Annotated in this window: 6 protein-coding genes; 1 reads left to right on the top strand and 5 read right to left on the bottom strand. The window is 47.8% G+C overall.

What is annotated here, in order from left to right; translation table 11 throughout:
* Nucleotides 1-119: 119 nt before the first annotated feature.
* Complete coding sequence (gene hypE, locus QUA34_RS29315) at nt 120-1,178, bottom strand: hydrogenase expression/formation protein HypE (RefSeq protein WP_333390967.1); 1,059 nt, start codon at nt 1,176-1,178, stop codon at nt 120-122.
* Nucleotides 1,179-1,296: 118 nt separating this feature from the next.
* On the opposite strand from hypE, the gene QUA34_RS29310 reads away from it, so the two are divergent.
* The gene (locus QUA34_RS29310; RefSeq protein ID WP_333390965.1) at nt 1,297-1,647 is read left to right on the top strand and encodes a four helix bundle protein; all 351 of its coding nucleotides are present in this window, start codon (nt 1,297-1,299) and stop codon (nt 1,645-1,647) included.
* Between the two features lie 144 nt (nt 1,648-1,791).
* Here the strand turns inward: QUA34_RS29310 and hypD are convergent, their stop codons facing one another.
* The 4 genes from hypD to QUA34_RS29290 all read right to left on the bottom strand — a co-directional run bounded on the left by hypD (nt 1,792) and on the right by QUA34_RS29290 (nt 8,432).
* A complete protein-coding gene (gene hypD / locus QUA34_RS29305; RefSeq protein ID WP_333390962.1) occupies nt 1,792-2,928 on the bottom strand; it encodes a hydrogenase formation protein HypD in 1,137 nt (378 codons plus the stop codon).
* A 4-nt stretch (nt 2,929-2,932) separates the two neighbouring features.
* On the bottom strand, nt 2,933-3,979 hold the full coding sequence (locus tag QUA34_RS29300) for a dihydroorotate dehydrogenase-like protein (protein WP_333390961.1): 1,047 nt from the start codon (nt 3,977-3,979) through the stop codon (nt 2,933-2,935).
* 75 nt (nt 3,980-4,054) lie between these two features.
* A complete protein-coding gene (nifJ, locus tag QUA34_RS29295; RefSeq protein WP_333390958.1) occupies nt 4,055-7,723 on the bottom strand; it encodes a pyruvate:ferredoxin (flavodoxin) oxidoreductase in 3,669 nt (1,222 codons plus the stop codon).
* 73 nt (nt 7,724-7,796) lie between these two features.
* Nucleotides 7,797-8,432 carry a M48 family metalloprotease gene (locus QUA34_RS29290; protein WP_333390956.1) on the bottom strand — a complete coding sequence of 212 codons (636 nt, stop codon included), beginning with the start codon at nt 8,430-8,432 and terminating at the stop codon, nt 7,797-7,799.
* Nucleotides 8,433-8,679 lie beyond the last annotated feature (247 nt).

The raw sequence follows: 8,679 nt of genomic DNA, 5'->3' as shown, positions 1-8,679 counted from the left end.
TTATATTTAACTCACCTTGAATATATCGATCGCTCCTGCTAGTGGTCTGCGATCAATTATTCAGCAAACCCTACTTACTTAGTCATATCAGTGAGCTTCCCTTCTCAACTTCACTGGAATCAGCAAATTCTCGGAAGCTGTTCACCGCTCAACATTTCCAGGAGGCGATCGACTCCAATTTTGCTGTTGAGAATGACAGATTTAGCGGGTTGCTCTCTCACCTCACCGATCGCACAAGCTGTTTTTGCGTCTCCTCTCTTTTCCTGATCGGCCTCCATAATCCCCCGTGCTCGTTCTGCATCAAAAGAGGGGACAAATGCGATGAATCGTCCTTCATTTGCAATATATAGCGGGTCGAGTCCCAAGAGTTCACAGGCTCCGCGAACATCCTCACGCACGGGAATTTTTTGTTCGTCAATGTTTATCGCTACATTTGCTGCTGATGCGATTTCATTCAGTGCACTGGCTAGCCCACCTCGCGTTAAATCCCGTAAGCAGTGAATTTCGATGTTCGCACTCAGAAGTTCACCGACTAAATCTGCTAGAGAAGCTGAATCACTTTCAATGGTTGTTTCAAACTCCAATCCTTCACGCATTGCCATAATGGCAATTCCATGTCTGCCAACATCTCCACTCAGAAGAATGATATCCCCAGGCTGAACTGAGGTGGGATTAATTCTCTGATTATGTTCGAGAATGCCAACACCTGCGGTATTGATAAAAATACCATCTCCTTTTCCGCGATCGACCACTTTAGTGTCACCAGTCACAATCTTGACGTTGGCGGAATCAGCAGCTTGTTTGATAGATTGGACAACGCGCCATAGCGTTTCCATCGGCAGTCCTTCTTCTAGAATGAAGCCCAAGCTGAGATAGAGTGGGCGTGCGCCTGCCATTGCTAGATCGTTGACTGTGCCATGAACGGCTAGCGAACCAATATCACCACCGGGAAAGAATAGAGGACGCACGACATAGGAATCAGTGGTGAAGGCGATGCGATTACTAGAGAGCGACAAGACAGCGGCATCATGTTGAACATCATTCGGTGAGCCGAAAATCGGCAGAAACATCTGCTCAATTAACTGATGCATCAATCGCCCACCGCCCCCGTGTGCGAGGAGTATGGTTGGGTACTGCTGAATTGGAATCGGACAGGATAGGGTAAAGTGAAATGGCATTGAAATAAGCTTCTGGGAGGAGGTAAAAGGCAGAGGGCAGGAGGCAGAGGGCAGAAGGAAGGAGAAGTAACAAGAAGGCGGTAGTATGTAAATAATTCAAACTTTTTCCTTCAACCTTATGAGCTACAGAGAACAATTTATTTGGCAAAGAAGTGTCGATTTAGCGGTTAAATGTTACGAATTAACGCAACATTTTCCAAAATCAGAGCTTTATGGTTTAACCAGCCAAGTCAGACGTTCCGCCGTTTCTGTTGCTTCCAATATTGCTGAAGGTTATGGCAGACGTACTAAAAATGAATACCTTCACTTTCTTCATATATCTTTAGGTTCTTTAAGAGAACTAGATACACAGTTAATAATCGCTCAAAGGGTAAAGTTAGCTGATAATAAGTTATTCACTCCTCTCATAAATGAAGTAGAAGAAATGCAGAAAATCATGGTGGCAACTGTCAATAAACTTAAAACGTGAAAAAGACAGAGGGCAGGAGGCTCCAAGGGAAAAGATTGGCTGGTAAAGGTTTTATCATTTATCGCGAGTCCTAATCGCCTTGGCAACTGCTAGACCTTATCTTCTTCTTTCTTTCCTTCTGCCCTCTGCCATCTGCCCTCTGCCTTACCTTAGTGTTACTGGCGATCGCTGTCGATAACGGTAGTAGGCAGCGCAGGCTCCCTCCGAGGAAACCATCGGTGCCCCTAAAGGATGTTCGGGAGTACAGCGAGTGCCGAAGGCTGGACAATCATGAGGTTTACGGATGCCTTGCAGGATGAGTCCGCTGATACATTCGGAGGAAACAGGCGGATGGGGAGATGGCGAGATGGGGAGGAGTTCTTTGTTGTGAACATCGAAGGCGGCATACTGTTCGCGCAGTCCTAACCCACTTTGAGAAATCTCACCCAAGCCACGCCAGCAGCGAGGGACAACTTCAAACACGTCCTGGATGAGATGCTGTGCTGCTTCATTGCCCTGCCTGCGAACCGATCGCGCATACTGATTTTCAACTTCTGCTGTGCCCTCTTCCAGTTGTTTGATGCACAAGTATATTCCTTGCAAAATGTCAATAGGTTCAAATCCCGTGACTACAATTGGAACGCCATACTTGGGCGCGATCGCTTCATACTCTTGATACCCCATTACCGTACAAACGTGCCCTGCCGCCAGAAAGCCCTGCACCTGGCACGTTGGAGAGGATAAAATCGCTTCCATTGCTGGAGGAACAAGCACATGAGACACCAGCAGTGAAAAGTTGGTCACTCCCTGTTGGTACGCTTGGTATACTACCATTGCGGTTGCTGGGGCGGTTGTTTCAAACCCAACTGCAAAAAATACAACTTGCTTGTCAGGATTGTTTTGAGCGATTTTCAGGGCATCCAATGGAGAGTAAACCATGCGGACATCGCCACCCAATGCTTTAACTGTGAGTAAATCAGAGGGACTAGAGGCGATATCGCTAATCGCCGATCCAGGCACGCGCAGCATATCTCCAAAGGAGCAAAAGATAACGTTCGGTAGGGCAGCTAGTGCGATCGCTTCATCAATAATCTCAGCCGATGTGACGCATACGGGACACCCCGGGCCATGAATTAAGGTGATTGTTTTGGGTAAAAGAGTATCAATGCCAAATTTAACAATTGAGTGAGTTTGTCCTCCACAGATTTCCATGATCCTCCAGGGACGGGTGGCGGTGGAGGCGATCGCGTCAGCGTACTGCTGAGCAAGGTGGGCGTCCCGATATTCGTCAACAAATTTCATCCGTTCAATCCTCCTGCTGATAAACAACATAAGCCGTTTCAGCCAGTACAGGAGGTTTGGGTATGTAGGTTTGAATCGCTTTCATGTACTGCACCCGTTCAAACTCACTAGGATTCGGGCAGTAACATTGGCTCATGATGCCTTGCATTTCACGGACGGAAGTGTAATCGTGTTCTTGCATCCACTGCCGTAGTTCCTGTTCAATCTCCAGGAGATGGTTAATCCCATGCCGCAGCAGAGCACTCACAATCATTGTCACTTTTGCTCCTGCCATTAACATTCGCACCACATCAACCCCTTTCTGAATGCCGCTTGTTGCTGCAAAATCAGCAGCAATGCGCCCATACAAGATCGCAATCCACCGCATCGGCAAACGCATCGCTTGAGGAGTGCTCAGAAGAACGTTGGGTCGCACTTCCAGTTCTTCCACATCAATGTCCGGCTGGTAGAAGCGATTGAACAACACCAGCGCATCTGCTCCTTCTAGCGCCAATCGGTCTGCCATATTCGCTAAATTGGTGAAATAAGGGCTGAGTTTCACGGCAACCGGAATTGTCACAACCGCTTTCACTGCCTTGAGAATATCTAAGTATTGCTGCTCGATCGCTTCACCTGTTAGATGAATTTCGGTAGGAATGTTGTAGATGTTGAGTTCCAGTGCATCCGCTCCAGCTTGCTCAATCTGACGGGCGTAGTTTGTCCAACCTCCTAAAGTCGAGCCGTTGAGACTGGCAATGATGGGAATATTCACTCTCTCTTTGGCTTTGCGAATATGCTCTAGATAAAGCGCAGGCCCTACATGAAAAATTTCGGGTTCAGGAAAGTAGGTCAGTGCTTCAGCATAGCTTTCGGTACCCTGTTGCAGATGGTGGTGCATTGTGAACATTTCCTGCTCAATTTGCTCCTCAAAGAGTGAGTGCAGGACGACGGCTGCAGCTCCAGCATCTTCCATTCGCTTGATATTATCGATATCTTCGGTTAGAGGAGCGGCTGCACCAACCACCAGGGGCGATAGCAATTCCAATCCCATATAAGTTGTGGTTAAATTCATGATTTCTCCTTCTTACGATGCCTGAGAAGAATACCCAATTTCAGGGCGCACGGTTGTGCGCCCCTACAATAGTGTTTACTGGTTTGCAGGTTCTGACTGTTTGTCACTGTTGGGAGGAACAGAGTTTGCGTCGTGATGCCCGTTGGGTTGGCCCTGGTGCTGGGCTGCCAAGTATTGATACATTTGCCAACGAGTATTGACATCTGCCTGAGCAAGTTCTACTAATCGTTTCGCATCTTCTGGTTTAGTGCGAGTTAGCATCAGGAAGCGATTTTCGCTGTACATCGCCTGCTCAACCGATATCTTGGGCGATCGCGAATCCAAAATCAGTGGATTTTCACCCCGTTCAGTCCGACGCGGATCGTAACGATAGAGCAACCACCGCCCCGATTCGACTGCCGCCTTCTGCTGCTGCATTCCCGTTGTCATATCAATGCCGTGAGCAATGCAGTGCGAGTAGGCAATAATTAACGAAGGGCCATTGTAAGATTCCGCTTCCAGGAAGGCTTTGAGCGTGTGTTCATCCCGCGCTCCCATCGCGACACTGGCAACATAGACACTGCCATAGGTCATTGCCATGAGTCCCAAATCTTTCTTGGGTGCAGGCTTACCTCCGGCGGCGAACTTCGCAACCGCACCTCTGGGTGTGGCTTTGGACATCTGCCCACCTGTATTGGAATACACTTCTGTATCCAACACCAGAATGTTGACATTGCGACCACTAGCAATGACGTGATCGAGTCCACCATAGCCGATGTCATAGGCCCAACCGTCACCACCAATCATCCAGACGCTCTTTTTGACTAGGTAATCGGCGAGGGATTTTAGAGTTGGGATTTTAGATTTGAGATTTTGCTCTCCCTCTAACTGATTGCACCATTCCTCTAGGTGTTGTTTGAGGATAGCTACCCGTTCGCGTTGCTCGACGATATCGGCTTCGTCCTTTTGTTCTGCATTGAGAATGGCGGATGCTAAGTCAACCGGAATTGGGGAACTGCCATTCATACTGCTCGATAGCTCTTGCAGGAGTTCTCTGGCATATTCCATTTGCTTGTCGATCGCGACTCGGAAGCCCAAGCCAAATTCTGCATTATCTTCAAATAGTGAGTTTGACCATGCGGGCCCGCGCCCTTCCGCATTGTGCGTCCAGGGGGTTGTTGGCAAGTTACCCCCATAGATAGATGAGCATCCTGTCGCATTCGCCACTAACATCCGATCGCCAAACAGTTGCGTTACCAGTTTGATGTAGGGCGTTTCGCCGCAACCCGCACAGGCACCGGAGAACTCAAATAAGGGTTCCTGCATCTGCTGCTGAGCAATCTTGTGCAAATTCAGTTTGGTGCGATCGGGGTTCGCTAAGTTGAGGAAGAAGTCCCAGTTTTCCCGTTCCTGTTCTCGCAAGGGTAACTGGGGAGCCATGTTAATTGCTTTCTTCCTGGGTTCGGCTCTGTTCTTTGCCGGACAAACATCGACACAAATCCCGCAACCCGTGCAGTCTTCAGCCGCCACTTGAATCGTAAATTTCAGATTCGTCCAGTCATGGTCTCTGGCATTGGCACTCTTAAACGTTTCCGGTGCCGTTGCGAGTGCTTCGGGTTCATACACTTTGGAGCGGATTACGGCATGGGGACACACCATCACGCATTTGCCGCACTGCACGCACACATCGGCATCCCACACCGGAATTTCCTCGGCGATGTTGCGCTTCTCCCATTTGGAGGTACCACTGGGATAAGTGCCATCAATCGGCATAGCACTCACTGGAAGATCATCTCCCTGCCGTGCCATCATCTTGCCGAGCACGTCTCGAACAAATGCTGGGGCAGTATCGGAAACCGGGGAGGGCGATTCTTCTACCTGAGTGGGAATAGCAGATTGTTGATAATTCTGATACTCGACTTCGTATAGATTATCCAGGGTGCGATCGACCGCTTTCAAATTCATTTCAACAATCGCCTCACCCTTCTTGCCGTAAGTCTTGCGGATGGATTGCTTGATGCGTGCGATCGCTTCTTCACGGGGCAACACGCCTGCAATGGCAAAGAAACAAACCTGCATCACGGTGTTGATGTGCCTGCTCATGCCTGTCTCACGCGCCACCTGAGAAGCGTTAATCACGTAGAACTTCAACTGCTTCTCAACAATTTGCGCCTTCAGGCGCTCTGGTAATCGCATCCAGGTTTCTTCTGGATTGTAGGGACTGTTGAGCAAAAAAACAGCTTCGGGTTTTGCAGCTCCCAAAAGATCGAATTTCTCTACAAATTCCCACTGATGGCAAGCGACAAAATTTGCACTGCTAACCAGGTAAGTTGAACGAATTTGTTCTGGACCAAAACGCAAATGGGAAACCGTAACAGAACCGGATTTCTTGGAATCATAGACAAAGTAACCCTGAGCATAATTGTCTGTTTCTTCGCCAATGATTTTGATTGAGTTCTTATTTGCGCCCACTGTCCCATCGGAACCCAAACCATAGAAAATTGCTCGCACTACGTTATCGGGTTCAGTGGAGAAGCTGGGATCGTAGTTTAATGATGTATGGGTAACATCATCGTTAATGCCAACAGTGAAATGATTTCGTGGCCCGTCACTTGTCAGATTATCAAATACAGCCTTCACCATTGCAGGGGTGAATTCTTTAGACGATAGACCGTAACGACCCCCGACTACCTGAATAGTCCGACGGTTGCTTTCAACTAGCGCACTCAGGATATCAAGATATAATGGTTCACCCGTGCTGCCTGGTTCTTTGGCGCGATCGAGTACAGCGATCGCTTTTACACTTTCGGGCAGTGCAGCAACAAATCGATTGATATCAAATGGTCGATACAACCGCACTTTCAGTACACCTACTTTTGCGCCGCGAGCATTCAAGTAATCCACCGTTTCATGCACGGTTTCACAACCCGAACCCATCAATACAATTGCTTGTTCCGCTGCTGGATCGCCGTAGTATTCGTAGAGTTGATACTGTCTCCCTGTTAGTTGTGCGAATTCATCCATCGCCTGCTGTACGATACCTGGACAGGCGTTATAGAATGGGTTAACCGTTTCCCGCGCTTGGAAATAAACGTCCGGATTTTGGGCTGTACCGCGAATCACTGGGCGATCGGGTGTCAAGGCGCGATCGCGATGCGCCAGAATCAGTTCATCCGGAATGAAAGCGCGTAAATCATCATCGGAGAGCAGTTCCACTTTTTGAATTTCGTGGGACGTGCGGAAACCATCGAAGAAGTGGAGGAAGGGAATACGAGATTCCAGTGTGGCACGAGTAGCGATCGCCGCCAAATCTTGCGCCTCTTGCACCGAGGCTGAACAAAGCAACGCGCAGCCCGTTCCTCGGACTGCCATTACATCACTGTGATCGCCAAAAATCGAAAGTCCCTGTGCCGCTAGCGATCGGGCCGCAATGTGAATCACCGCAGACGTTAGTTCACCCGCAATCTTGTATAAATTGGGAATCATCAGCAGCAAGCCTTGGGAAGCCGTAAACGTTGTAGTCAACGTTCCCGCCTGCAACGCTCCATGAACCGTTCCGGCTGCGCCTGCCTCACTTTGCATTTCCACAACCGAGGGAACAGTTCCCCACACGTTAGGCTGTTCAGCAGATGACCAGGCATCCGCCCATTCCCCCATCGTTGAAGCCGGTGTAATAGGATAAATTGCGATAACTTCACTGAGTCGGTAGGCAACGCGAGCAACAGCTTCGTTACCGTCTATCGTCACAAAAGTTTTTAATAGCATTGCCCAATCCTCTTTTTGTGGTTACAGGCGTTCAGTTTGTTCGTTCTTGGCAAGCTGACATCTTGCACCTATCTCAATAAGCTTCGTTCGTGTAGGGTGAGAAGTGCCTCGGACACCCTGAAAAGCTAGCAATAGGGTTGGTAGGCAAAGATATGCCTGCTGTAGCGCGTAACAAATTACCAATGAAGCCCAGATAGGGTGTAATTACATCTGTTAACATCTGAACTAGCGTATGGTATATAGCGTGATCAGCAGCAATTTGTCCGCATTCGTCCCCCATTACAAACCAGGCTTCTTCTTTAGAAAAAAACTGGCACAGCCCAGGCGAAATATAAACTAAGGCATATTCATCTGTCCCTACAGTGTAGGCGTTAAAAAAGTCACCACCTTGCCTCGTGACTGCATGGGGCATGGGGATTTCGAGAGTTTTTGCACAATGAGACAACACCTCGAACAAGTCAGGGAAAGATTTGTGATCGATAAAGACACTACTAGCCAGTTCATGCCGAAACTGTAAGCTGACTACAGCATCCATAGCCTTGTTAATGACAGTTTTGACTGCTGTAGAATTCAATGTACGAATAATCCATTGGTCTACTAGATGTGCGTACACAGGTGCGGCGGTTATGCCCAATAGCCTACCTGTGGCAGAGTGCTGAATGTATCCTTGGAAACCTAAAAAAGTTTGGTCTAAGTATTTGAGAACCATTTTCTTTACTTGTTTAAATTGATGAAATTTTATCTTATACTAATAAATTATCACACTTGCAAACTATACTCTTTTAATTAACGCTAAAATTTACTTTTCTTAACTGTATGTGATGGACAAATAATCTATTCATAAAAAGGCAATAAAATTAACACTAAAATTTACTTTTCTTAATTAGGGTTTGCTGAATAATCGATCGCAAACTAAGAACAGGAGCTCACGATATATTCAAGCAGAGTTAAATATA

This window comes from Microcoleus sp. POL10_C6 (assembly GCF_036701585.1).
Lineage (GTDB): Bacteria > Cyanobacteriota > Cyanobacteriia > Cyanobacteriales > Microcoleaceae > Microcoleus.
This window is presented reverse-complemented; position numbering and strand designations above follow the sequence as displayed.

What these genes read in the sequence shown, in the direction of transcription:
- nifJ (WP_333390958.1), bottom strand. Translation starts at nt 7,723, where the DNA reads ATGCTATTAAAAACTTTTGTGACGATAGACGGTAACGAAGCTGTTGCT.
- QUA34_RS29310 (WP_333390965.1), top strand. Translation starts at nt 1,297, where the DNA reads ATGAGCTACAGAGAACAATTTATTTGGCAAAGAAGTGTCGATTTAGCG.
- QUA34_RS29300 (WP_333390961.1), bottom strand. Translation starts at nt 3,979, where the DNA reads ATGAATTTAACCACAACTTATATGGGATTGGAATTGCTATCGCCCCTG.
- hypE (WP_333390967.1), bottom strand. Translation starts at nt 1,178, where the DNA reads ATGCCATTTCACTTTACCCTATCCTGTCCGATTCCAATTCAGCAGTAC.
- hypD (WP_333390962.1), bottom strand. Translation starts at nt 2,928, where the DNA reads ATGAAATTTGTTGACGAATATCGGGACGCCCACCTTGCTCAGCAGTAC.
- QUA34_RS29290 (WP_333390956.1), bottom strand. Translation starts at nt 8,432, where the DNA reads ATGGTTCTCAAATACTTAGACCAAACTTTTTTAGGTTTCCAAGGATAC.